The sequence below is a fragment of the uncultured Eudoraea sp. genome (assembly GCF_947490415.1).
Taxonomy (GTDB): domain Bacteria; phylum Bacteroidota; class Bacteroidia; order Flavobacteriales; family Flavobacteriaceae; genus Eudoraea.
Genome location: NZ_CANLGX010000001.1, coordinates 602,092 through 628,815, shown reverse-complemented (window position 1 = coordinate 628,815; position 26,724 = coordinate 602,092). Strand labels below are relative to the sequence as shown.

At 38.4% G+C, this 26,724-nt stretch carries 21 protein-coding genes; 13 read left to right on the top strand and 8 right to left on the bottom strand.

What is annotated here, in order from left to right:
- The first annotated feature begins 199 nt into the window (after positions 1-199).
- The 3 genes from Q0874_RS02765 (at position 200) to Q0874_RS02755 (ending at position 3,026) form a co-directional block, all read left to right on the top strand.
- A complete protein-coding gene (locus Q0874_RS02765; protein WP_299159087.1) occupies positions 200-652 on the top strand; it encodes a hypothetical protein in 453 nt (150 codons plus the stop codon).
- Positions 653-684: 32 nt separating this feature from the next.
- Positions 685-2,523, top strand: coding sequence for an adenylate/guanylate cyclase domain-containing protein (locus tag Q0874_RS02760; RefSeq protein ID WP_299159084.1), 1,839 nt, complete (start codon positions 685-687; stop codon positions 2,521-2,523).
- A 173-nt stretch (positions 2,524-2,696) separates the two neighbouring features.
- Positions 2,697-3,026, top strand: a complete 330-nt coding sequence (locus Q0874_RS02755; RefSeq protein WP_299159082.1) for a YegP family protein — start codon at positions 2,697-2,699, stop codon at positions 3,024-3,026.
- A 116-nt stretch (positions 3,027-3,142) separates the two neighbouring features.
- Here Q0874_RS02755 and Q0874_RS02750 read toward each other — a convergent pair whose 3' ends face one another.
- Positions 3,143-5,374, bottom strand: a complete 2,232-nt coding sequence (locus Q0874_RS02750; protein ID WP_299159080.1) for a M1 family metallopeptidase — start codon at positions 5,372-5,374, stop codon at positions 3,143-3,145.
- 982 nt (positions 5,375-6,356) lie between these two features.
- Here Q0874_RS02750 and Q0874_RS02745 point away from each other — a divergent pair.
- The 6 genes from Q0874_RS02745 (at position 6,357) to Q0874_RS02720 (ending at position 12,270) form a co-directional block, all read left to right on the top strand.
- Positions 6,357-7,094, top strand: coding sequence for a hypothetical protein (locus Q0874_RS02745; protein WP_299159078.1), 738 nt, complete (start codon positions 6,357-6,359; stop codon positions 7,092-7,094).
- Between the two features lie 393 nt (positions 7,095-7,487).
- On the top strand, positions 7,488-7,892 hold the full coding sequence (locus Q0874_RS02740; RefSeq protein ID WP_299159075.1) for a PAS domain-containing protein: 405 nt from the start codon (positions 7,488-7,490) through the stop codon (positions 7,890-7,892).
- On the top strand, positions 7,882-8,715 hold the full coding sequence (locus Q0874_RS02735) for an MBL fold metallo-hydrolase (protein WP_299159073.1): 834 nt from the start codon (positions 7,882-7,884) through the stop codon (positions 8,713-8,715). The genes Q0874_RS02740 and Q0874_RS02735 overlap by 11 nt, the downstream gene beginning before the upstream one ends.
- A gap of 290 nt (positions 8,716-9,005) precedes the next feature.
- Complete coding sequence (locus Q0874_RS02730; protein WP_299159071.1) at positions 9,006-9,497, top strand: hypothetical protein; 492 nt, start codon at positions 9,006-9,008, stop codon at positions 9,495-9,497.
- A gap of 24 nt (positions 9,498-9,521) precedes the next feature.
- Complete coding sequence (locus Q0874_RS02725) at positions 9,522-11,390, top strand: adenylate/guanylate cyclase domain-containing protein (RefSeq protein WP_299159069.1); 1,869 nt, start codon at positions 9,522-9,524, stop codon at positions 11,388-11,390.
- 235 nt (positions 11,391-11,625) lie between these two features.
- Complete coding sequence (locus Q0874_RS02720) at positions 11,626-12,270, top strand: hypothetical protein (RefSeq protein WP_299159066.1); 645 nt, start codon at positions 11,626-11,628, stop codon at positions 12,268-12,270.
- A gap of 109 nt (positions 12,271-12,379) precedes the next feature.
- Here Q0874_RS02720 and Q0874_RS02715 read toward each other — a convergent pair whose 3' ends face one another.
- The 7 genes from Q0874_RS02715 to Q0874_RS02685 form a co-directional block, all read right to left on the bottom strand.
- Positions 12,380-13,435, bottom strand: a complete 1,056-nt coding sequence (locus tag Q0874_RS02715; RefSeq protein WP_299159063.1) for a hypothetical protein — start codon at positions 13,433-13,435, stop codon at positions 12,380-12,382.
- A gap of 115 nt (positions 13,436-13,550) precedes the next feature.
- Positions 13,551-14,393: a hypothetical protein gene (locus tag Q0874_RS02710; protein ID WP_299159061.1), complete on the bottom strand. Its 843-nt coding sequence runs from the start codon at positions 14,391-14,393 to the stop codon at positions 13,551-13,553.
- 230 nt (positions 14,394-14,623) lie between these two features.
- Positions 14,624-15,676 carry an alkaline phosphatase family protein gene (locus Q0874_RS02705; protein WP_299159058.1) on the bottom strand — a complete coding sequence of 351 codons (1,053 nt, stop codon included), beginning with the start codon at positions 15,674-15,676 and terminating at the stop codon, positions 14,624-14,626.
- A 15-nt stretch (positions 15,677-15,691) separates the two neighbouring features.
- On the bottom strand, positions 15,692-16,303 hold the full coding sequence (locus Q0874_RS02700; RefSeq protein WP_299159055.1) for an alkaline phosphatase family protein: 612 nt from the start codon (positions 16,301-16,303) through the stop codon (positions 15,692-15,694).
- Positions 16,304-16,312: 9 nt separating this feature from the next.
- Positions 16,313-17,728 (bottom strand): transporter substrate-binding domain-containing protein, encoded by a 1,416-nt coding sequence (locus Q0874_RS02695; protein WP_299159052.1) that lies wholly within the window; start codon positions 17,726-17,728, stop codon positions 16,313-16,315.
- Positions 17,729-17,868: 140 nt separating this feature from the next.
- On the bottom strand, positions 17,869-19,188 hold the full coding sequence (locus Q0874_RS02690) for an ATP-binding protein (protein WP_299159049.1): 1,320 nt from the start codon (positions 19,186-19,188) through the stop codon (positions 17,869-17,871).
- A 29-nt stretch (positions 19,189-19,217) separates the two neighbouring features.
- Positions 19,218-20,582 (bottom strand): sigma-54 dependent transcriptional regulator, encoded by a 1,365-nt coding sequence (locus tag Q0874_RS02685; RefSeq protein WP_299159046.1) that lies wholly within the window; start codon positions 20,580-20,582, stop codon positions 19,218-19,220.
- Positions 20,583-20,787: 205 nt separating this feature from the next.
- On the opposite strand from Q0874_RS02685, the gene Q0874_RS02680 reads away from it, so the two are divergent.
- The 4 genes from Q0874_RS02680 to Q0874_RS02665 all read left to right on the top strand — a co-directional run bounded on the left by Q0874_RS02680 (position 20,788) and on the right by Q0874_RS02665 (position 26,702).
- Positions 20,788-22,146 carry a TolC family protein gene (locus tag Q0874_RS02680; protein ID WP_299159044.1) on the top strand — a complete coding sequence of 453 codons (1,359 nt, stop codon included), beginning with the start codon at positions 20,788-20,790 and terminating at the stop codon, positions 22,144-22,146.
- A gap of 6 nt (positions 22,147-22,152) precedes the next feature.
- Positions 22,153-23,403 carry an efflux RND transporter periplasmic adaptor subunit gene (locus tag Q0874_RS02675; RefSeq protein WP_299159041.1) on the top strand — a complete coding sequence of 417 codons (1,251 nt, stop codon included), beginning with the start codon at positions 22,153-22,155 and terminating at the stop codon, positions 23,401-23,403.
- A 157-nt stretch (positions 23,404-23,560) separates the two neighbouring features.
- A complete protein-coding gene (locus Q0874_RS02670; protein ID WP_299159037.1) occupies positions 23,561-24,256 on the top strand; it encodes an ABC transporter ATP-binding protein in 696 nt (231 codons plus the stop codon).
- A 46-nt stretch (positions 24,257-24,302) separates the two neighbouring features.
- Positions 24,303-26,702: an ABC transporter permease gene (locus Q0874_RS02665; protein ID WP_299159035.1), complete on the top strand. Its 2,400-nt coding sequence runs from the start codon at positions 24,303-24,305 to the stop codon at positions 26,700-26,702.
- Positions 26,703-26,724 lie beyond the last annotated feature (22 nt).

The window sequence follows — 26,724 nt, the reverse complement described above, 5'->3', positions numbered from 1 at the left end:
ACAGAGAATTAAGTTAGCCATTGAGGGCTAAAAGTGAATACTTTTCAACTAACGAAAACCCGGGTTAACCCGGGTTTTCGTTTTTGGGAATAGAGGTAATTTTAGATATATATAGTATATTTCTGGTATAATCTCTTTAAATAAATAGGATAAGTATTGAATAACCTCTTTTTTTGTTTGAGAGTTATAATCAAAGTAAATGAAACGGAATAAAATTAGCAGGCTTGTCTTTATTTTGGCCATGGTTTTGGCTGCAGATGGTTTGAATGCACAGGCGGCACATGAAATTACCCTTAATGTAGACACAAAGAATCCAAACCCGGGAAAGGCCTGCTTCTTTAAGGCGGGCAAGAATACAACGGTATTAAATAACAGTTCTCCTGAGACCTTTACTATTTTAGCTCAGGTAGGGGATAATATTGTATGGAAAGGGGTATCATCCACAGAGCCCAATATCCCGGTTAAGATTACCGCTATTAAATATATCAGTGGCCCAAGAATTTTTACTTCAGATACCATAAAAGGGGATAAGCTTGTTCAGGCTACTGTAATACGCGGCGGCAAGGCCCCTTACAAATATCAAATTCAATTTAGTGCAGGTTCCAATAGCCGGATGTATACCATTGATCCAAAAATCCAAATCGGAGAATAGAAACGGTTGTTGATAAACCCAATTCTTATCTTATGAAGCCTTACGTTAAAAAGAGATATGTGTTTGTTATCAGGGGAATTTATTTGCTTGGGATACTTCTGCTTGCCCTAACGCCGTGTTTAAGTCAAAATCGCGAAGTAATATCCGACAGTCTTATTAAAATTTATGAGTCCGGCAAGTATGATCCTTCAGAGCATCTGGAATTGTTAAGGGCTATTGCTTCTTCAAGTCCGAACCCTGATGAAGCTTTAAAATACAATGATTTACTTTTAAAAGAGGCCATACGTATGGATTCCAGTAATTTTATCTATGAGGGTTATCTACAAAGAGGGAATTCCCTGGAGATAAAGGGCGATCTGAGCAAGGCCCTTGAAAGTTATTTTAAGGCGGTTGACATAAGCAATGAGCGTGGAGAAAAAAGTGAACTGGGTAGAGTGTATACGGCAATAGCTGGAGTTTATTCCGGAATGGGGAATAAACAGAATGTAAAAAAATACTATAACAATGCAATTAAAATATTCGAAGACCTGGACGCAAGAATTAATTTGGCCGTCGCAGTAGAAAACCTGGGAGATTCTTATTTGGAATGGGCCCAGCCAGATTCTGCCCTTGTTTTATTCAACAAATCGGGAACCATCTTTAAAGCTCTTCAAAGAAAAGACTATTTGGCTTACAATCTTGGCAACAAAGGCCTGGCCTATGCTCAACAAGGAGAGGAAACCCGGGCAGAGGAAAACATCAGTGAAGCAATCGCCATCCTTGAAGAATTAGGATACTACAGACCTATTACAACATACCTTACCTATATGTCTGATATTTATGCCGATAAGAACGATTGGGATGCTGCATTTACCTACTCATTACGTTCTTTAAACCTGGCCAAACAATATGGACTGAAAGCAGAAATGGGCGGTGCCTACTTAAAGCTTTCGGAGTTGTATGAAAGAACCGGTTATACTTCCGCTGCTCTGAAATATTATCGAAATTATATTGCCTTCAGGGATAGTGTTCAAAACATCACCTCAGTTCAGCAAATGGCGGAGATGGAAGTTGCTCAAAAACAGATAGAACTGGATTTAGCGAATCAACAGAAACGTACACAAAAGATACTGACAATCTCAACCGGAACGGCTTTATTTCTTATTTTCCTGATAGCAGCCGGGTTGTTCAGACGCAATATATATATAAAAAGAACCAAGGCTATAATCGAAAAAGAAAAGGACCGATCCGATAGACTTTTACTTAATATTTTGCCGGAAGAAACTGCCTTAGAATTAAAAGAATCAGGGGTGGTTAAAGCAAACAAATTTGAATCTGTTACCGTATTGTTTACAGATTTTGAGGCGTTCACTGCGCATTCGGAAAATACAAATCCTGAAGTACTGGTCAAAAGACTTGGGGATTATTTTACCGCCTTTGACGACATTATTGAAAAATACGACCTGGAAAAAATTAAAACTATTGGAGACTCCTATATGTGTGCGGGTGGATTGCCCTTTCCCATTGAGGATCATGCCATAAAAATGGTGAAGGCTGCCTTTGAGATCTTAGAATTCGTAGAAGATGCGAAGTCCGGCAAAACAGAAGATGAACTCTCCTTTAATATTCGGATAGGGATCAATACGGGCCCGGTAGTAGCCGGGGTAGTTGGCAGTAAAAAGTTTTCCTATGATATCTGGGGAGATACCGTGAATGTGGCCTCCCGCATGGAAACGAATTCCGAAACAGGGAAGATCAATATCAGCGAATACACTTTCGAACTGGTAAAAGATGAATTTAACTGTGAGTACAGGGGCGAAATTCCAGTAAAGAACCGGGGCAAAATGAAAATGTATTTTGTGAATGGGCTTCGCAGTAAAAATCCTGCCTAATTTCTAATTTTTCAGGACACTATTTTGGACAACAATCTGGAATAAAAAAAGCATCGATTTTTAATGCCAAGTTATTCACAATCAGGGAGGGTATAATTGTATGAGGTATTAAAATAATAAAGGAATATGCAATTTTTTCTTTAATTTTACGAACAGTATTTAAAAATATACCAATGGGAAAATTTGAAATTAAAAAAGACAAAGCCGGAAAGCTAAGATTCAATCTTAAAGCATCAAACGGACAGGTAATTCTCACCAGTGAAGCCTACAATTCTAAAGCGGCATGTGATAACGGGATAGAATCCGTTAGGAAAAACTCACAAAATGACGCCATGTTCGAGAGGAATAAGGCAAAGGACGGCCGCCCATATTTTAATTTAAAAGCGTCTAATGGGCAGGTTATAGGCGCCAGTCAGATGTATGCCTCTGCTTCCTCTATGGCTAGCGGGATTGCATCGGTTAAAAAAAATGCGCCTAAAGCTACGGTTGCAGATAATTCTTAAAAATTCTGTTTAATCACACCTAAATGTGATTAGAATGCAAAAAGACAGCCATATTGGCTGTCTTTTTGCTTTATACTCCTTGTATATGGGTCTATTTATTTCTATAAACGTTTATTCTAATTAGTAGTCTTCTTCGCTTTAAACTCATCAAATTCTGAAGGAGTATCTGCTTTAGGAAAGGAATTATTTTTCATATCCGTATCTGCAAACTCAAAATTTGGGTCTAAAGTCACTTTTGAAACTTCTTTTTCTTTTATAAAAGTCTTTTTAATCTCATATTCGTTACTGCGCCAAACTTCTGCAGGCAATGTATCAATCTCATTAGTGCCATCAGTATATATCCATTCTATGGTTACAGGCATAACCAGGCCACCAACATTTTTAATACTAATTTCATAAATATTTTTACCGGAAAGTTGTTTGCGAAGTTCGGGCTCATCCATTCTTGATAAAAATCCGCCATAGCTTGCATCGGGAGTTGAGGTCATGGTTATTGCTTCGGGACCGCTGGAAAAATCTTTTGCTTTTTCACCGGAGTTTTCACCCTCAATCTTTAATTTAATGGTCTTTTTCTGGTCCTTATTAGTAAACTCCTCTTCATTTACTTTATACCATTTGACATCAGTGAGTTCCATATCAACATTATCAGTTGTAAAAAACCAACCTCTGAAAAACCAATCCAGATCTACTGCACTTGCATCTTCCAGCGTTCTAAATAAATCTGCCGGATTTGGGTGTTTGTATTTCCATCGATTGGCATATTCCTTAAACGCCTGGTCAAATAGCTCGCGTCCAACAATTGAGTTCCTCAGCATCTGCAGACCAACCGTAGGTTTCATATAAAAGTTGTTTCCGAACTGAGTTAGTAATTCGTTATCAGAGGTTGTCATGATAGGGCGCAGAATATTTTTATCACCACTCATAAAGGGTACAATGGTTTTAGGTGTTGTACTGCTAAATCCGGGGTATCTTTCTGCAATAGTTCTTTGATGAAGGAACGTGTTTAAACCTTCGTCCATCCACATCCATTTACGCTCATCTGAACTCACAATCATGGGAAACCAATTATGACCCACTTCATGAACAATTGTACCAATCATCCCCTGTTTCGCAGCATTACTGATCCGGCCATTTTTAGGTCTTCCGCCATTAAAACTAATCATGGGGAATTCCATACCTATATTGGAGGTGTTCACTGAAATAGCCACAGGATAAGGATAATCAAAGGTAGCATCAGAATACACTTCGAGTGCATTTTTTATTGCTTTTGTAGATTCTTCCTGCCATACAGGCAGCCCTTCTTTAGGGTAAAAAGACATCGCCATAACTGTATTACTAGGCAGTTTTACAGCTTGTGCATCCCAAAGGAATTTACGTGATGAAGCAAAAGCAAAGTCGCGAACGTTTGTAGCGCTAAATTTCCAGGTTTTCAGTTTGGTGGATTTTGTTTGCTCATTATTTTCAGCCTCATCTTTAGTGACAATCATTACGGGATTATCAAAAGACCCACGTGCTTCTTTCAATCTATTTTGTTGTGTCTTGGTGAGCACATCATCACTATTTAGTAAGATACCTGTTGATGCAATTATATGATCTTCGGGGACAGTTATTTCAACACTATAATCTCCAAATTCTAGAGCAAATTCCCCAAGTCTTTGAAATTGTTGATTTTGCCAGCCTTCGGTATCGTTGTAAACTGCCATTCTGGGAAACCAATGGGCAATAAGGTAAACTGTATTATCATCTTCAGGGAAATATTCATAACCTTCCCTGGATAAAAAAAACATGCTTCGGTCTGTAATAGGGTAGGACCAGGCAATAGAAAAACTTAAAGATGAGCCTGATTTCAGAGGCTCTTTAAGCAATACTTTCATCATGGTATTATTAACCATTGATTTCATGGAATTCCCATTAATATCTTTTATATATTTAATAGTATACCCGGCAGGAAAATCAATAGCTCTGGTAAGTAACTGCATCTGGCGTGCAGTTATAGAGTCTTTTATATTATTAAAAAAGGAACCAAAATCTTCATTTCCTTTTTTGTTTACATTCTGTTCTAACTGAATCCATAGATACCTTAAATCATCAGGGGAATTGTTATAGTAAGTAATAGTTTCTTCTCCCGTGATTGTGTTATTTGATTCATCTAAAGCCGCCTTTATTTTATAATCGGCACGTTGCTGCCAATAATCTCTTCCCGGCGCCCCACTTGCCGTCCTGTAGGTGTTAGGAGGTGAGATCATATTATCTATGGGTTCAAATTTTCCCTGCCATTTTTGGTTTTGACCATATGATAAATTATGAAAAAGGATAAGAGAAAAAAGCAATATTATGTTCTTTGTCATTGCCATATTAAATTTGTTAAAGGTGTATAATCTTCTGTCGGAGGCAGCGCTGTTATAAGCTTTATATTTTTGGTGTCTCGAAGATACATATAAGATTTAAAAGACAGAAGAATTATGCAACCGCAGCTGTTTTTAATATTGACATTTCTAAGAAAATTTATGGGGAATTATTTGAGACATTTAAAGAGGATTATAGCACAGGAGTATTAAACCAAGATTTTCTGGAAAAGAGTGGTTGAAGATTTATTTGGAATGAAAAAGCAGCAAGGGTAGGATAAGCTTCGGTTTTCCTTAACAATGAAAAATTAGACCAGGATAAAAAGCATATTAAACAGCCCATATTGCAGCTGGCAAAAGAATTTTATCTTTTGTTCCTGCAATTGACAGGTATATTCCCTTGTTCAAATTGTCTCCTATCGAGGTCTCTGGTCTATGTCTTTTTAGTAAAAGACAGATTAATCAAAATTGCCATAAGTAGCCAAATTATAAATGTTTCACCATGAGTCATTTCATAAGTGGCCCCGGCTAATTTGGCTGTCATTAATACAATGTAAACTATTATTGGTGATAATAGCAGGCTAATTACAAGATGTAAAATTGTTTTTTTATAATCCATTATTCCTTGGTTTAATTAGTTAATAATAGACATTTTTTTATATGTAGGCAACTGATTGAAGTCTTATTTTGATCTCATTGACCACTAAAACAATCTTTCAAATAGCATATTTAAAGTATTTAAATGGCAAGTTAGTATCAGGGAATTCTTTTTGTTTCTTCTAAGGCAGCAAATTATTAATCAAGGATAAAGGGAGCTTAGCTTGCAAAGCTTAGATCAAAACCGAAATTTCCTAAGTCCACCATTTGTTTTGTTAAAAAAATAGGGTTGTTCGGACATTAAATATACATGTTCGTCCTTAAATGGATTTATCGCCTTAAAATATATATACATTTAGGATCAATAATCAATTTAAAACCATTACTAATGAAAAAATTAACTTTATTACTTATTTTATTGATCACTTGCCAACTAAGTGCTCAGGATGATACTGCTTATGTGATGTATGCTACTATCCGTCTCACTCCAAAATCGGGACATACCAAACAACTTAATGATGGCTTGAAAGCACACAACAAAAAATACCATACCGAGGGCGCTCAGCAGGTCAACGTTTGGTCAATTGACTCCGGGCCAAGGGCAGGCAGCCTTGTTTGGGTAATGGGGCCAATGACCTGGACCGATAATGACACCCCTATGTCTGATGCGCATTCTGCAGATTGGACAGCTAATGTAGAACCACATTCCGATATGGGAGAATGGGAGTACTGGAAGCTTGCTGAAGGGATGACTTATGCACCGGAAGGGCAGTCGGCTAAAGTGATGCAAATCCGCTGGTTTGAGATTAATGAAAATAAAGGGAACAACGCCCGCCACCTATTTGGGACGATTATAAAAGCCTATAAAGAATTGAATTACGACATTGGACTTCATGTATTTACGAATCAGGCCAATGCTGGAGATGGCCGGGATTGGGGAATTCTATGGATGCATAACAATTGGGCTTCCCTGGATAAAGACAGAGCCTTTGTAGAAAAATATAATGAAATGTACGGGGATGATGCCTGGGATGAGTTTTGGGAAAACTGGCTCGACGCCACCAATTTTAAAGGGATGGAATTTCATTCTCTTTTACCTGAGTTGAGTGTAGCAGGATCTAATTAGAAATAGAAGAGTAAAAAATGTAAAAAGCCCTGGATATAGTCCAGGGCTTTTATACATTCCTGTTCTAAGAAGCTCTTTAATATTCGATTTTTAATCAACTCCCATGGTAATTTAGGTTCGGGAATTAAACCCTGATTTTAACTGCAATCATTTCTCTTTTGTCCCGTTTCCATTATAAAATATTCAATTAACAATAAGTCACTTTACATAGTAACCATAGACTTTCTAAGGTTTTTACTTAGTGATAAAGACTAGAAATTACTATCTTGTAATAAGATCTTTCTCCCGAGCAACGGCGCTATTAATAACAGCGCATTCTGGCGGGCTTAATAGAATGAAACCGATTTATTTTTTATATATTTAAAAGAGTTCTCCAGTAAAAATTGTCTGCCTATGTCAGCACATGAAATTGAAATTATTTTAAGCAGGCAGTTGGCAGATTGTCTTACCGTCCCTGTTTTTATAGTAGACCCTGAAGGGACCCTTATTTTTTACAACGAACCCGCCGAAAAAATCCTGGGAAAGCGTTTTCAGGATACAGGGGAAATGAGAGTTGGAGACTGGGGTAATGCGTTTTCTGCCCATGACGAAAAAGGTAATGCTATTCCAGCGGCTGACCTGCCACTTGTACAAACCATAAACTCACACGAACCAGCCCATAAGACCTTCTGGATTACAAACATGGAAGGTAAATCCTTTAAAATCTCCGTTACTTCCATCCCAATCATTGGAAGATCTAAAGAGTTTTCAGGAGCTTTAGCTATTTTTTGGGATAATGTTTCAAGCTATGAAAGTTAAATTGCATGGAACCCGCGGGGCATATCCCACTTCCTCCAAAGAAACACGAAAGCTTGGAGGCAATACCCCCTGTATAGAAATCATAGGGGAGAACGAAAGGCTAATACTGGATGCAGGTACGGGGATTTTGAATATAGCCTTTGACAAGTATAATAACTCAGACCGAATAGATATCCTGCTAACTCACTTACATATGGATCATATTCAGGGTTTGGGTTTTTTCAAACCTCTTTTTGATCCTAATAAAGAGATTCATATTTGGGGACCCGGCGGTAGTTCCTATACTTTAAAAGATAGGTTGAACAGATTTTTGTCTCCTCCTCTTTTCCCTGTGATGCTAAGGGATATCCCCAGTAAATTAATCATACACGAATTGCCAAACAAACCATTTAAGCTTGGGAAGTTTTTAATCACTTCTAAATTTGTTTGTCATCCCGGTCCAACCGTTGGTTATAGAATTGAAGTTGGCTCCAAATCGGTTACCTATATTCCCGATCATGAACCCATATTGAGCAACCCACATTTATTTAAGGAAGATAATTGGATCTCCGGATTTGATCTGTGCAATAATACAGATTTACTCGTACACGATTCCCAATATAGTCCGGAGGAGTATGAGGACAAAGTGGGTTGGGGGCATTGCTCAATGGAAATTGCCGCGGAACTCTCTGCGAGAGCCAATGCCAAACGTTTGGTAATGTTCCATCATGATCCTGCACAAACGGATAAAGACAGATCCAACATATTTAAAAAGTTTATGAGCACCCATACCTATGATTTCCCTATAGAACTTGCTGTTCAGGGGCATGAGATAGAAGTTTGATAGGACGCCGCCTAACTTTTGAAAGAATTATTAAATCTAATTGTATGAAAATCAGAAGTTCTTTGGATAAGAAAAATACTACTTTCGGACAATAAACCGGCCTGTTCATCCAGGATCATTTTACTAAGTTGCATAAATTCATTATATTAAGGATACATTTTTGATCCTTGGGAAGTAAGACCCTTGAAGTTGGAAAAGTAATAACGATAGTTCCCGCAATTCAGGTACTTTGAGATCTGATCAGAATACTGAATAATTTTCACTTAATTAATCAATAAAAGAACTCTATTATGAAAACAACGAATCAAATTTTGATTGTACTGGCAGTTATGAGCCTTATGGCTTGTAAAAACCAAATGCATGTAGTTACGCTTTATGTGGACACCACAAATATTGAACAGGGTAATATCGCTACAAATGCCAATTTTGGACAACCCACAGGCATTTCAAATGAAGACTTTACAACTCATGTGAGAAAGGGAGACCTGATAATCTGGCAGGGACAGTCTATTAGTAATCCGGATCATATTGTCAAGATCACCTCCATAGAACATGAAGAAGGTAAAAGAATTATTGAACGAAAGCCGTTTAAAGCTATAAAGGGAAAGGATGGACTTGTTAATATAAAGGGTAGTGACGAATTGGTTAGAGGAAAAGTTACATTAGGGCCTGGAAGAGAAGAAGCATATATAAAAGAAAAATACATTTTGAAGTTTACCGTATCAAACAAGGAAGACACATTTATAATTGATCCTGAGGTCCAGGGGCATAAAAAAAAATAAATTATTAACTGTTTGCCAAGTCTGATGTCAACCCGTTTTTTTAGAATAAGATTATTCAAAAATAAAACCTGCTTAACACTGGGCATTTTTTGTTTTTTAGCCTCTTCCATTTATGGGCAGAATCAGGTGATTGCTGATAGCCTCGAATTGATATACCATTCAGGACGTTTTGCGGAAAAGGACCGATTACAAATGTTGTCTGATCTTGCCGAATTTCATTCCAATCCAGAAAAGAAACTGCAATACGGTGATGAACTTCTGCGTAGAGCTAAAGCTACAGACTCTACTAAACGTATCATTGAGGCATATCAGGAAAGGGGAAGTGCCTTTAGGCTTAAAGGGGATCACAGTCATGCGTTGGAAAGTTTCTTAGCAGGTGTCAAAATTGCCGATAAAGAGGAAAATAAAGGGGATTTGGGAATTTTATACTTAAATATTGGCATATTGTATGCACGTAGGGGTGATGATCAGAACGCAATCCTCAACTATCAGAACGCTATTCCTATTCTTAAAGCAGAAAATGATTCTATCAACTTTGCAACGGTGCTAGAAAATTTAGGAGATCTCTATAACCTGAAATTGGTCAAGCCCGACTCAGCTTTGCTATTTTTCAAGGAATCCGGAGAAATTTATAGAGCCCTGGACTATAAGCTCGGAATTGCATACAACCTAGGTAATGTGGGACTGGCTTATGCCTTAAAAGGAGAAAATGAATTGGCCGAAAAAAACATAAACCAGGCCACAGTAATGTTGGAAGAACTAGGCGATAATTATCCTATTAGCGTATATCTTACCTTTATGTCTGACATCTATGCGGATAAAGGTGATTGGCCTTCGGCCTTTGGTTTTGCCCAAAAAAGTTTGGACCTGGCAAAACAACATGGACTCAAGGAACAGATAGGGGATGCCTATCTAAAGCTTTCAGAACTACATGAGAAGAGAGGAAATGCCTCAGAAGCCCTTAAATATTACCAGAACTATATCAAATATAGGGACAGTGTAAGTAATATTGAAAAAGTTCGTGAAATGGCTAATTTACGTGCAGATTTCGAAGTTGACCAAAAACAAACGGAAGTAGATCTATTAGAAAAAGAAGCGGAAATCCAAATGCTGAAAGACAAAAGACAAAAGATTATTATTTATGCAACAATCTTTGCCCTGATTTTCATCTTTGTGCTTCTTTTCTTTCTCTACAGGCGCTATAGTTTTATAAAAGAAACCAATACCATTATTGAGGAGGAAAAGAACAGGTCTGATACCTTGTTGCTCAATATCCTTCCTAAAGAAACGGCACAGGAATTAAAAGAAACAGGGCATGTGGAGGCCAAAAAATTTGAATCGGTTACGGTCTTGTTTACAGACTTTAAGGATTTTACCCGTTCCTCGGCTGACTTAAGCCCGGAAAGATTAGTTAAAAGCGTAGATTACTATTTTTCCAGGTTTGATGAAGTTATGGAGAAGCATGGATTGGAAAAAATCAAAACCATGGGAGATGCGTACATGTGTACCGGAGGGATTCATTTGAATAAAGAAGATCATGCGATCAGAATGGTACATGCTGCTTTTGAAATTGTTAAAATCACCGAAGAAGTCAAAATTAAAAATCAAGACAATATCATGCCTTATGAGATCCGCATTGGGATTAATACTGGCCCTGTCATAGCAGGAGTAGTGGGCACCCAAAAATTTGCCTATGATATTTGGGGAGATACTGTAAATGTTGCTGCCCGAATGGAAACAAATTCAGAGACAGGCATGATAAACATCTCTGAAAACACCTATGAACTGATAAAGGATGATTTTGAATGCGAATACAGGGGCAAAATGAAAGTTAAAAACAAGGGAATGATGAAAATGTATTATGTCATTGAGCCAAAACTCCAAACAGCCTGACAAAAATAAGTAACCTTATTAGAATTGTGGCAGCTTGCCCGGGTCACATATTTTGTGAAATGCAGGGATCATTTGAGGCATTGGGTAAGTAATCCACTTTATGTGCCTTCTTGGCTTAATTTTAATATGAGAGATGGTAATTCTTTCTTATATTGCCAAAGGTTTTTAGCCTTCCCCTTTTCTTTATCATCTACGCTCAAAAATCTGCTCTTGCATACATAAGATTTTCCTTATAATGAGAAAAGCAGGAGTTCATATAGTTGTTCCGGTATTTAGTTTTCTTCTTTTAGTTTTTTTGGCCGAAAGTTGCTCGACATCACAGACCAATTTTAAGCGAGAATACCGGAAGATATGGAGGGAGACCATAAAATCTGAGGCCTGGAACAGATCTTTAAAAAAGGATGAGTTTTTGGTGGCTAATGACCCGAAGGAGTATTATTCCAGCACCGAAGATCCGGGAATTCTTGAAGGGGAAAATTTTACAGAAGCCATTACGTACGCTTCTTTTGAGGAAAAGTATAATTCCTTAATTTCCCGGGCTTATTATAAGATAATAACAGAAGCAGAAGAAGCAGATTATCGTATTCACCAAGAATATCTAAAATTAAACGCTCAAAAGGAAGAAATTGGTAATCGCAATAATAAGAGCTTCCGAAATAGGCTGGAGCTTGCAAAGAGAAGGTATATTGCCCACAGGGAGATTCTTGAAGGCCTTAAGTCCTGGAATGCTTTTAGTGAGTATGGCTCAGATGATTTGGAATTTTTTAAAGAGGAACAAGCAGGTTCCGCTTTTGGAATGTACCTCAATGGGGAAAGTGATGAGGACATAATTAATTTTTTGATATACAAATTGGCCGATTTGTATCATTATGAAGAATAGAATATAGAGCAACCCAATAGCGCATACAAATTTCGAATATAAGAGGACTTCTTACGAAGCGGGTTACATATATTGGTCTTGTTCTTACGATTAAGAATAAGATTTTAGTTTAATTGGTAGGGACAGTGACTATAGGTGCTTTTGAATCTGTTGTACTTTCTGCCAGATTGAGCAGTAATTGAAGAAAGGAAAAGTTTCTTTTAGTATTTCGGTCATCAGGATCTATATAAAACCAATACTCATGTTGATACACGGAGATAAATTCTCTTTCCGGTTTTTCTTTTGAGTATAAAATTTGAAGTGGGGGTCGTGCCTCCATGTTCGTAGAATGATAGGTCATATCTGTGCGGCCCGAGGCAACATGCTCTGGAGGGACCTCGAATTGCCAGGCAAGGTTGAGCATAATCTCCCAAATAGATCCGGTCAAAGCCGTAATTTCGTCAGAAGACCCTTGTATAGAGCCATAAGATATAAAATACTCTGAAAGCTTGGGGTCTAGTTTTAATATAGTTTTAAAACGGGCTACATCATCTTGGTATTCCGGAGGATAATCATTTCTGAAAATCAACTTGGTTCGCTCATCTTTCGCAGTGCCAATAACACCAGCTGTACTTAGTATTTTCCAAAGATCCAATAATTGAATAAATTCAGGATCCGCATCTCTTCTGGCAGACGGCCTGGCAATATCATCCCGCAACCCATTGATTGAAAAGGTCGCTATGTGAAGTACAAGGTCTATGGGCCAGCCTGATTGGATCATATTTAGCAAAGAGGCCGGTGGAATAGGTACGAGTAAGTTGGCTGAAAACTCTCTGCCGCTTACCGGAATATAGGTAATTGTGGGAGTATTGGACCAGGCTAGATTGCCATTGACTACGGCGCTGTTAGCTCCTGTTGGAAGGGCATTATTTAATCCTCCCTGGACGCCCACCCCACCTGCACGAGTGTACTGATTGATCACGGAGCTCACTTTTAAGAATACAGGGGGCTCACTATAACGTAACCGAACGAGGTTCATTAACAACTGTTCGTTGGAGGCCTGGCTGATAGAGGTATTAAAATTAAACTGATCTGCCGGTATGTATTTAGGACCGACAGATTTACAAGAGATCAGCAAAAATATGAATAATGAAAGATATAAATATCGACTAGAAACAGGTTTCATGTTTATTTCAAATTTTTGATTACCGCATTCAATTTATTAAGATTTACAATATTTTTTTGACCTATTAATCCCGGTAAAATATTTTAATTCAATGAGTGATATAAAGATATTTGCTTTAACCTTTTCCAGCAAAAATCGTTTTTGGCAGAAGTATTTGCAGCTGAAAACGCCACTGCCATTCCGGGCCAAAGTCGGGTTTGACCACGTTATAATAGAGCTGTGTCTGAATATTTATGGGGAGTTTTCCGCCAAGAAAAAACAATTTACCACCTCCGGCTCCAAAAGGAACCACCCACTGATCTCCGGAATTGGCCTCCCAATTGGCTGTGATGATTGGAGCACTATTGATATACCAGCCATTACCTAGCTGACGAACAATAAATAAATTTAGCAGCATACGATTAACTTTTTCCCGATCTGATGCCCCTGCAAAAGACCAGACATTGTTCATCAATGCCCCAAAGGTCCAATCTCCGGGTTGTATCAAAGCAACCAGGGAAGGCCCTACACTCCATTTTTCAGTACCTCGCATGCTACCTCCCGTAGGTATTTCAAGGACCGGACCAATGCCCCAGATAGTCTCGCTTTTTGGAGAATAAAAAGCGGTAAAAACAATATCACTTAAACCGGAAGTAAAAGTACCCGTTTCACTCCCAAAATCAGGGATACTTACAATAGGAAATATTGTTCGTGTAATGATATTCCCGTTTTTTAGGCTAAATGGGATCACCGGTTGAATATTCAACACATTAATATTACGGTTAAAAGGGCCGTTGTTTATATTGAGGTTGTTCTGAAAAGGAAAACTCATTAGATCCGCAACTGGGTTAGCCGCCTGTTGAGAAAGGTCATCTAAATCATTAGCGGCAGGTGCTGGACTTGTTTCCTGAGCGTATTGTAAAAACCCTATCAGGAAAACCAAAACGAATAAGGCAGGAATAATGCGTGCTGATTTCATATGCTGAATTTTAAAAATGTAAGATTTAATAAAGGAGGTAATCATTGGATTTGATTAATTAATAAAGATCACCCGGGAACTTGAACTATTATATGATTTATATCAGTTAAGCATGAATATACCGATATTCTCCATAATAGGAAAGGCCTATTTCCTTATGTTTTTCTAAATAGTTTTTTTACTGAAAATGTTCAATTCAATAGTCAATAAAGCCATTAGGAGAATTGAAATCACTTTAACACTTCCTTTAAGGGTGTGCCGGAGGCTCCGGAAGGGACCTTAATACTCAAATAATGAGACAAGGTAGTTGCTACGTCTACCGTTTCCACCCTGCGATAGATTTTAGCAGCTTCCAACCCGCTGCCAACAAAAATTACTGGTACGTGCTGATCGTATTTCCATGGCGAACCATGCGTTGTGGCCACAGTCAGCCCGTCAAAATCATTTATAAACCAATAGGGTTCAAACACCAGATAGATCTCCCCGGACCGCTTGGGATTATAATTTCGCAAGACAGAAGTATTTAATGGCGTCTTGGATAAATTCCCTTCTAAGAGATCTACAGAGGCAATGGCATCGGCAATGCCTTTTTCTTTCCTCAATTCTGCGGCCAGTACTCTTGACACGGCATCAATATCCAGATTGTTTTTTGCAATAGCCTGTTTATCTAGATACACATAAGGGTGGAAATAACCGGAGACTAGTTTATCGGTAACCTGAAATTCCTCCTGCAACACCTTTTTGATGGAAAGGGTGTCTACGGCATCAATATCAAAATATCCGGCATCGATCCCAAATTTTTTCATATACCCCGGGGCATCTACCCCTCCATGGTCTGCAGAAAGTACGATAAGGGTGTTTTTCAACCCTACTTTCTCATCAACAAATGTTAGCAGACTTGCGAGGGTTCTGTCTAACCTGAAGAGGTTATCTTCACCCTCAAGACTGGAAGGACCAAAGACATGCCCCACATAGTCCGTTGAAGAAAAACTAATGGACAGATAATCTGTAATGGAATCAGAACCTATATTTTCAGCCTCTATCAGGGTTTTGGCAAAATCGAGCGTCAGTTCATCACCTACAGGGCTTAAGGTGAGGAAGGTGGTGAAATACTTACTCATCTCTCCGAAAGGATGTGGAAATACCACGCCGTAGCCCGGAAATTTTGTTTCCCAGGGCATATCATCTTCTTCACCATAGGTATAGGTAGCCCTATCGTGCATAAGTTCCCAGCTGGTATTAAGATAGGAATTAATTTTCTTCTGGGCATTCCATTTTTTCACCCAGTTGGGATAGTCTTAATAGTAATACGTGCTGGTTACAAATTCGCCCTTCGCCTTGCTGAACCAAAATGCTTTTCCTGCATGACCGGCAAGTGTAATAGCTCCACGGTCCTTTATTGACACGCCAAATATTTTGGCCTTTCCGTTGGTAAACATGGCTAGTTCATCGCTAAATGTTGTTCCCAGGATAGCCGCCGGCGACCTCCCATCTGTAGTGGCGGCGGCCTGAGTAGGATCTATTTCCGTTTTTTTATCAACCCCACTCCCTTCACCCAATAGTGGATGGTTGATGTCCTGAACATTATATACCGTTTGCTTGCTCTCAGTATCGAACCAGATATTGCCGATCATTCCATGGGCAGAAGGATCCGCCCCGGTAGCCAGTGTGGTATGCCCTACGACAGTTTCTGTATTGGCGTGCCGGTGATAGGCATTTTCATATACAATGCCTTGCTCATAAAGGTATTTAAAACCACCTGCCGGCAGACGGTCATAGACCTTCATTGGCAGGTCGGCCCTAAGTTGATCTACTGTTATTTGTAAAATAAGTTTTGGTTTTTGCTGAGCTGACAAAGAGGAACTATGTGCGATAATCAGCAAAACGCATAGAAGATAAATCTGTTTCATAATATCATTTTAATCTACCAAAGAGGCATAACGGTTATATCTGTTAAATATCTGCATTACATAATCATACGGTTCTGTGCCGCGAACATATCCATACTGAACCGCCTCATGGTTGTAGCGTTGAGGATTACTAAGTGCCAGGATCATTTTATCTACATTATCATCCCAGGTGTACTTGTCGAGGCCATCCAATTCCGCAAGGTTTTGAGCATCTTTTACATGTTGATATCCGCAATTATAGGAAGCCATTGTAAATTTTATCCTTTGTACCGAATCCGCTATCATCTCAAAATTACCGTAAAGCTGTCCCAGATAGGCGGTCCCCCCGCGTAAACTTTCCCCGGGATCCCCCAGGTTCTTAACCCCAAGCTCCTCAGCCGTGGCCGGCATCATCTGCATTAAGCCTCTAGCACCTGCCCAGGAAGAGTCATTAGGTTGAAACTGGGATTCCTGATATACCAATGAAGCCAACAGCCGCCAATCCCATCCCAGTTCTTTCGCATGTTCTTTTATTAGCTCATCGTATGCGCTGATCTGATTTTTATTTAAACTGTAAAATTCACTTTTCGCCCTGTGTTTAAAGTTCCTTTCATTTTCAAAATACTTGTTGTAAATCACATAATAGTCTGAGCCCTTCTTCTCTTCCTCTATCCAGCTGTTAATTTTCTCCAATAATTTAGGAGAATCTGCCCTCACGGCCCAGGCAATGCGTTGAGAAAAGCTTACCGGCACGCTCACATCTAAAATTGGGTTGTGAGAGGCATTAATCTTTGCCAGATTCCCGTCTGCTACGGTATACTTTATTTTTTTATCTACCACTTGTTTAATGATTTCATCGGTAGAAATTGTGCCCTCTAAGGTATCTATAACTATATCGCCTCCAATTTCCTTTGATAAATTCAAAAGGCGTTTTAAATAGGAGGAATTCTTTCTTACACTAACCGTGTCACCAATTAGCTCAATGGGATCCTGAATCATGGATTCCTTAATTTTATCAAGAGTTAGTTTACGCCAGTTATCCGGTTTTCTTTGCACCAGCACTTGTTTGGTTAGGTACAAATAATCTATGAAAGCAACTTGCTCCTTTCTTTCCTGAGTAACTGCCAGTCCGTGAGCTACAAGGTCTATGTTGCCATGTTGAAGTTCATCCAACATCTCATCGAGATTCCTGGACACTTGTATTTCCAATTCCAGGTTTAATTTTTTGGCAAGTCGCTTGAGTAATTCGTATTCATACCCCATGGTCTGACCTCTATACAAAAAGTAACTTGTAGCACTATAGGCAATCAGGACTTTTAGTTTTCCGTCAGCCACAATTTCATCAAAATCCCTGATTACCGAAGCCTCACTTAAGTCGGTTTTTTTCATTTGGCAGGCACTCAAATAAAGGCAACAGATAATAAGAATTCCTACTCTTTTGTTCATAACGGTTTTATCTCTGAAACCCCTAAATATATAAAAGAATTTGATTAGGGTACTTTTGAAGATTTTCAGCTCATACAGATTCATACTTTGGAGGAGATTTCTATGCTCGGAAAAGTGCTAATATGCAGAAATAACAACAGTCAAAAAGATAAGACAAAAGAGGTATATTCAGGCTGCACAGAATGCACTATTAAGTTGCCTCCATGTAAATGCATAATTTGTCTGGATAGGCTCAGCCCAATGCCAGTCCCTGATTTTTTAGTAGTAAAGAAAGGAACAAATATTTCATCTATTAATTCAGGGGATATGCCGGGGCCATTATCCCACACTTCTATGTATTTTACTCCTTTTGAATTGGTCGCTGTTGTTATTTTAATAAGTCCGTTTTCTTGTTCCCCAAGAGACTGTGCCGCGTTTTTACCCAAATTAACCAACACTTGTGAAATTTGTTTTTCATCAATAAAGAGTTCTATCTCCTCCGGATTTATAATAGTCTCTATGGTTATGCGGCCATTTTTACTTTCCTGTTCCAGCAAGACTTTCACTTTATTCATTATTTTTTGGGCCGGCACGAGAGTTTTGTCCGGCGGCGGTAAATTGAGAAAACTTCTATAAGATTCCACAAATAGCATTAAGTCGCCTCCCTGCTCTTTGATGACTTCAAGTCCCCTGACAGTGTTTTTAATATGATCTTTATTAAAATCTTGCAGACTTATGGGCTCATTTTCAGACTTATAGTATTTCAGGATAGACTCGGATATTGAAGTGATAGGGGTAATGGTATTCATGATCTCATGGGTAAGTACTCTGATTAAGCGTACCCAGGAATCTGTTTCTTTTTCATCAAGTTCCTGATGTATATCCTGCGCCACAACCAAAAGAAGCTCTTCCTTATTTAATGCCAGAGCAGTAGATTTTAAGGCCAGTTGTTTTTTCTCCCTTTCATTACTTAATTGCACCAGTTTACGCTCAAAAGGCATTAATTTGGAAAACAGCTCATAAAGATCGGGATCTACCTGGTTTAATTGTTTAATATGGTTTAGTGGCCTGTAGGATAAAAGTTCCTCGATTTTCTTGTTGGCAAAAAGGATATGTCCTTTTTTATTTATAGTCATAATGCCAATGTCTGACTGTCTGATAATTTCCTGATAATACTGTTCCTGTATTTGCTTTTTAATATGAATATCCTGTATCATGGTATTCAGCATGTTAAGGCTGTGGTTTAGTTCTTCCAATGACTTTAAACTCAACTTTTCAGGAAATCGCAAGGTGAAATCCTCATTTTTTATGGCATCAAAAAAATAAGCAATTTTGCGATTGGTATGGTTTGTATAATTAATCAAGGAAACTGTCTGAGCTACCAGGAGCAAGAGTATTAAAACAGATAGTATGATGTAATCTGAAAAAAACAGAAAGGCTACAAGTAATGCGGTAAAGCATAATAAGCAGATTCTTAACACCAACTGTAAATAAATATTCCTGCTTACCATTACGTATTACTTTTTTTTAGCTTGTTATACAGAGTTTGCCGTGATATTCCCAGCTGTTCTGCTGCCGCACTATAATTTCCATTGTTTTGATTCAGTGCCTTGTTGATCATCAGCCGTTCCATTTCTTCCAAAGTGTCCGGCCCTGTTTCAAAAGATATTACGTTCTTTTCATTCAGCAGAAAATCAGCGGGCTTTAGAACATTTCCATCAGCTAAAATTACCGCTCTTTCTACGGCATGTACCAGCTCACGAATATTGCCAGGCCAGCTGTGTGATAAAAAATTATCATAGGCAGCCTGGTTTATTCGTAACCCCTGTTTGCCATATTTGGCCGCAAATCTTTTAAGGTAAAAATCGGCCAGGATTAAAACATCATTGTCCCTTTCCCTCAACGGAGGGATTTCCATACGGATAGTATTAATCCGGTATAATAAATCTTCTCTAAAGAGACCGTCGGCAACCATTTTATCCAGGTCGCAGTTGGTGGCGCATATCAATCTAATGTCTACAGAAACAGGTTTATTGGATCCTACCCGAACAACAATCTTGTTTTGAATAGCCGATAAAAGTTTGGCTTGTGTTTGCAGCGATAAATTTCCAATTTCATCTAAAAAAAGTGTACCTCCATTAGCAGCTTCAAATTTACCTACTCTATCTTCTTTGGCATCTGTAAAAGAACCTTTTATATGGCCAAAGAGTTCACTCTCAAAGAGTGATTCGGAAATAGAACCCATATCCACTGCAATAAAAACCTCATTTTTCCTTGCAGAAATGCGATGTAATTCGCGCGCAATTAATTCTTTACCGGTCCCATTTTCCCCGGTGATTAATATGTTTACATCCGTTTTGGCTACTTTGCGCGCCAAATTCAAAACAAAGTTCAGGGCAGTGGAATTGCCAATGATATAATTTTTATTTTGATTGATGACCTGTTTTAAGTTACTCTCCTTTTCTTTAAGCTCTTTGACTTCTTTCTGGGATTTACGTAAAGAATAGGCCGATTTTAAAGTGGTTATTAACCTGTCATTGTTCCAGGGTTTAAGGATAAAATCGACAGCCCCCTCTTTAAGGGCTTTTACGGCTAAATCTACAGCGCCATAAGCCGTCATCATAATCACTGAAATAGCAGGTGCCATTTTCTTGACTTCCTTTAGCCAATACAAACCTTCATTGCCACTATTTACCCCGGCAGAGAAGTTCATGTCCAGGAGAATTATATCATAATCCTTTAGCTTGGGATATGTTGAAATTTGGTTTGGGTTGGATATGCTGTCCACAGTTTTGAACTCAAACTGCAATAAGATTTCCAAAGCACTCAAAACACTTTTGTTATCATCTATAACCAAAATTTTTCCGTCCAGCACAGATTGTAATTTTTTAAATCGATAAGCTAAAGCTACGGCATCGAATTTAAACGAAATAGATAATGTCCAAAAATTTGACAAATACTGTACAAATATTTTACGCCTTATAAATGTGTTTACTAGGGAATAACTTTTAAAATATTGAAGATCAATACAATACATTTATGGCACAACTGTAGCTATAAGTTTGGCATACCAATACTATATGAACTTTAAGTTTAACATACTAGTTTTATTTTTATCTGCTTTTTCATTTTCAGCTTTTGCTCAGGAAGCATGGTCTTTGGATGAATGTGTTTCTTATGCCATTGAGCATAACCTATCCCTTAACGATTTTGAGTATACAGAGCTTTCAGATGAAGAGACCTATAAACAGTCTATCCGGAACTTGTTACCGTCTGTTAATGGCTACACAGATTATTTTCAAAGTTTTGGCCGTGCCGCGGATCCTAACAGCAACATTTTTGTTAATTCTGATTTTTTTGCCAACAACTATTCCCTTACTGCAACTATAGATTTATTTCAGGGTTTTCAGAAAATAAATACCATCAGGGCATCAAAATTGATTTATGGCGCGTCCCTCGAAGATGTAGAACAGCAAAAATTCTTATTGGCATTCAGGGTGATGAAGGCCTATTACGACATCAAATTCTTTGAGGGCTTATTGGTCATATCACAAGAGCAGCTACAAATCTCACAAAATAATTTTGATCTGGTCAAAAGACAAGTGGAGTTGGGGTTAAAGGCAGGCGCAGATTTATACGAGGCAGAATCACTTTTATTGACAGATGAACTGGCCCTTACACAAAGCCAGAATAATTTTCAAAAAGCACAACTACAACTAATACAAGAAATGAATTTTATTGGGAAATCTTCTATTCTTCTTGAACCATTTATCAGGGATAAGCAATTAACAGAACGGGGAGTGACGATAGTCCAACAAGATTCTATTTTTAACAACGCCATGAGTTTCATCCCCATAATTAAGGCACAACAACTAAGGGCTGCAGCTGCGAAGAAACAGTTATCCGCCGCAAGGGGGCTCTATTATCCAAGGTTGTCTTTAGCTGCTGGGTACGGCACAGGCTATTTTGAGACATTTGTGAATGATGCCGGAATTGTGATTCCATACAGGGAACAACTTAAAAATAATGCATCAAAATATATTGGATTCTCACTTAATATTCCCATACTCAATGGGTGGTCTGCCCGTTCCAAAGTAAAACAACAAAAAATAGAATTGCTCAGGGCCGACAACAATCTGGACCTTCAGGAACAGCAGTTGTACCTCACAATTCAAGAACTCATACAGGATTATAATTCGCTGCAAGTGGAGATCGCTCAAAGCGCAAAAAAAGTACAGGCACAGGAATTAGCATTTACAATTGCTCAGAAAAGATATGAAAGAGGACTGGTTAGCGTTCTTGATCTTACACAGGCAAAGAATCTTTTTGCCACCGCCCAGAATGAAAATTTGCAGGTTTTACTTCGCTTTTATTTAAACAAAAGCACTTTGGATTTCTATAATGGGTTACCTGTATTTAATATCAATCAAAATAATTAGAATAAGATGGACATAAAACTGGAGAAGAAAAAAGGATTGCGGCCCAAACACTACGGGTATATTGCGTTAGGCCTGCTATTGCTTTTTACCGGATGGAAATTGATATTCAGTAATCAGGTATCCACCTTTAGAACCGATAAGGAAAAATTATCCATAGCTGAGGTGACGCAGGGCAAATTTGACGACTATATCACTATTAATGGTAACGTGGCGCCAATTGCAACTATTTATATGGATGCCTATGAGGGAGGTCGTGTGACTGAAAAGTTGATTGAGGAAGGCGCTATGGTAAAAAAGGGAGATATTATTTTAAAGTTGGAAAACAGGGGATTGTATGAACAAATATTAGCCAGCGAAAGTAATCTGGCTTTAAAACAAAATGACCTGCGTTCTACAAAACTGGCCTTCGACTCAAGACAGGTGGAAGGAAAAAAATCTTTGGCCACGGCAGAATATGAGTTACGTCGCTTAAAGAGAAATTTTGAACAGAATGAGGCTTTGTATAAGGATGAATTGATATCAAAGGAGGAATACCTTACTTCTAAGGAAAATTACGAGCTTTCCATAAGGCAGTTTGATATTATCAAATTACAAACTCAGCAGGATGATGAATTGCGAATAACTTCTTTATCCGGGCTGGACACTGATTTGGCACGTATGCAAAAAACTTTGTCTATGGTATATGAGCGTATAGACCAATTAAATGTGCGTGCCCCCGCCGATGGTCAATTAGGGTTTCTCGACGCAGAAATAGGTCAAAGCATTGCCCAGGGCGAACGTATTGGGCAGATTAATGTACTAACCGATTATAAAATTGAGGCTACCATAGATGAACATTACATAGACCGGGTCATAAGGGATTTAACAGCACTTCTGGAGCGGAATGGAAATGAATACCCATTGAGATTGCGAAAAGTATATCCCGAAGTACGAAATGGAAAATTTAAGGTAGACCTTGTTTTCAGCGGGGAGAAGCCAGAAACAATAAGAACAGGCCAGAGCTATAACATAAAGTTACAACTGGGAGAATCCTCAGAAGCACTGCTCCTGCCCAAAGGCAGCTTTTTTCAAAGCACCGGAGGACAATGGATTTTTGTAGTGAATCCTGATGGGGGAGAAGCTATCAAAAGGGATATACGCATAGGAAAGCAGAATTCAAGGTACTATGAAGTCCTGGAGGGATTGCAAAATGGTGAAAGTGTAATAACCAGTAATTATGACAATTTTGGGGATGCAGAACGTGTAGTACTAAAATAATTTATCAGATTGAGAATAAATGTAACATATGAACTCTGCCGAAGTCTTTTAAAAAAAGACTTCCTGTTCAAAACAATATCAAATGAAATTTTAATTGGTTCAGAATAGTATAGAATTATAATCCAATGTTTATTAGAAAATGAAAAACAATCAAAAAATGATACAGATCCAAAATTTAAAAAAGAGTTTTAGAACCGAAGAAGTAGAAACCCTTGCTTTAAACAATGTAAACCTTAATGTAGAAGAAGGTGAATTCGTGGCAATTATGGGACCTTCAGGTTGCGGAAAATCCACCTTGCTGAATATTGTAGGCATGTTAGACAACCCAACGGAAGGCAGGTATCAGTTTGCCGGCCACGAAGTTGCCGGCCTAAAGGAAAGACAACGCACACAATTGCGCAAAGGGAATCTTGGATTCGTATTTCAGAGCTTTAACCTTATTGATGAGTTAACGGTTTTTGAGAATGTGGAGTTACCCCTTATTTATCTTAAGATGAGTAAAAGTGAACGGCGCGAAAAGGTTATGGCAGTGTTGGAACGAATGAAAATTGCCCATAGGGCAAAACATTTTCCACAACAATTATCGGGTGGGCAACAACAAAGGGTAGCAATTTCAAGAGCAGTTGTAACTAATCCAAAACTTATTTTGGCCGATGAACCAACAGGTAATCTCGACTCCAAGAATGGCCTGGAAGTAATGAACCTGCTTACAGAACTCAATCAGGAAGGTACTACCATTGTTATGGTAACGCATTCAGACCATGATTCCCACTTTGCACATCGCATCGTAAATCTTTTTGATGGTCAGATTGTTACTGAAAGTAAGAACAGGGCCGTTGGCGCCTTGATATAGTTTTATTCCTTTTTGCCCGAGTTTATTCATCAATTAATCACAAATCATGTTAAAGAATTATTTTAAGATTGCCTGGAGAAATCTTCTAAAAAACAAAGCTTATTCCGCAATTAATATTGGCGGACTTGCCCTGGGTATGGCCGTAACGATAATAATTGCACTTTGGGTAATAGATGAGCTAACCTTTAACAACTATTTTAAAAATCACGACCAGATTGCCCTGGTATTTCAGTCACAGACTCTTAACGGAAATACCGATACCGGACCATGGATTCCCAGACCACTGGAAATGGCTATACGCGAAGGCCATATGGATAATTTCAGGCATATTGTTATGTCATCCTGGAATAATTCTCAATATCTGAAATACAAGGAGACCAGTATTTCCAGAACAGGCAGTTTCATGCAGGAAGCTGCACCCCAAATGCTAAATTTAAAAATCTTAAAAGGAGAAAAGGCCGGGTTACGGGAGATTAACTCAATAATGCTCTCGGCTTCAACCGCCAATGCGCTCTTCGGTTCTGAAGATCCAATAGGTAAGGTTGTTGAAGTTAATAGCGAATATGACATGATGGTATCTGGTATCTATGAGGATATTCCTTTTAATAATTCGTTTAATGATTTAGAATTTATAGCCCCTTGGAAACATTATATAACTACTTCTGAATGGATAAAAAATTCATTTGATAATTGGGACAATAATTCTTTTCAGCTTTTTGTACAAATCGCGGATAATATCAGCATGGAAAGAGTAACTGCAACCATAAAGAATATAAAAAAGGATATTTCAGCTAATTCAGAAGAATTCAATCCCCAATTATTTCTTTTCCCGATGAACGACTGGCATTTGCGTTCCAATTTTGCAAATGGCAAACAGGTGGGTGGCAGAATTCGATATGTCTGGCTATTTGGAATAATTGGTGCCTTTGTATTGCTTTTGGCTTGCATCAACTTTATGAATCTTAGTACCGCAAGATCAGAAAAACGGGCCAAGGAAGTAGGAATACGTAAATCTATTGGGTCTCAAAGAAGCCAGTTGGTTTATCAATTTTTATCCGAATCTTTCTTAGTGGTAGGTTTGGCATTTGTATTCGCTATTATATTCGTCTTAATAAGTCTCGGAGGATTTAATGACCTGGCGAGAAAGGAAATTGTCTTTCCATGGACAAGCACCTTGTTTTGGGCTAGTTCTATTTTGTTTATTGTATTTACCGCGCTTTTGGCAGGTAGTTACCCTGCAGCTTACCTGTCCTCTTTTAAACCGGTAGAAGTTTTAAAAGGAACCTTCCGCGCTGGCAGATTTGCAGCTGTACCACGAAAAATCCTGGTGGTGCTCCAGTTTACAGTTTCTGTGGCATTTATTATAGGTACAGTTATAGTTATGCAGCAGATACGGTACACCAAGAACAGGCCTGTTGGTTATGATAAAAACGGATTGATCCAAATCCCTACTATGAGTCAGGATTTTGAAGGCAAATATGAATTAATGAGAAACGAATTTTTGGATTCAGATGCTATTGTTGAAATGTCGTCCGCAAGCAGTCCTACGACCCAAATTTGGTCTAATTATAGTGGTTATACCTGGGAGGGTAAACCAGAAGGATTTCAGGAAGATTTTGCCTGGACACAGGTTTCCTACGAATATGCCAGATCACTCAATTTAAAAATAGTAGCAGGCAGGGATTTTTCCAAAGAGTTTGCTTCAGATTCAAATGCAGTGCTAATTAACCAAACCGCCGTTAAATATATGGGTCTTATCAACCCGGTTGGTTTATACCTGAAGGATAGTAATATAGAGGATCCGGGAGAACCCAGACAAATTATAGGCGTGGTGGAAGATATGATTGCCCAGTCGCCATATGATCCCGTAAAACAGGGAGTATACGCCTTTGATAATGAGGGAGCATCGAGTTATTACATTCTGCGACTTAACCCTAAAAAAAGTGTCAGTGAAAACCTGAAACTAATTGAAAATGTTTTTATAGAGCACTTCCCTGATATTCCTTTTCAATATGATTTTGTTGACGAACAATATGCTGAAAAATTCCAATCTGAAGAACGCATAGCCAGTTTGGCAAGCGTATTTACAGGTTTGGCAATTCTTATTAGTTGTTTAGGGTTGTTTGGATTAACCTCATTTGTTGCAGAACAGCGCACAAAGGAAATTGGGGTGCGCAAGGTCCTGGGGGCTACTGTTTATAATGTCTGGAAAATGCTTTCCAAAGATTTTGTGGTATTGGTTGTTTTATCATGTGTTATTGCGGTTCCTATTACCCATTATTTTATGACAAGTTGGTTGGAAGGCTATGAATACCGAGTAGATCTGTCGTGGTGGGTTTTTGCATTGGCCATTATATGTTCGGTCCTGGTTACTTTATTGACCGTAAGTTTTCAGGCCATAAAAGCTGCAAAAGCAAACCCAATTAGAAGTTTACGTATGGAATAAACCCGATTGCTTCTCCTTCGTA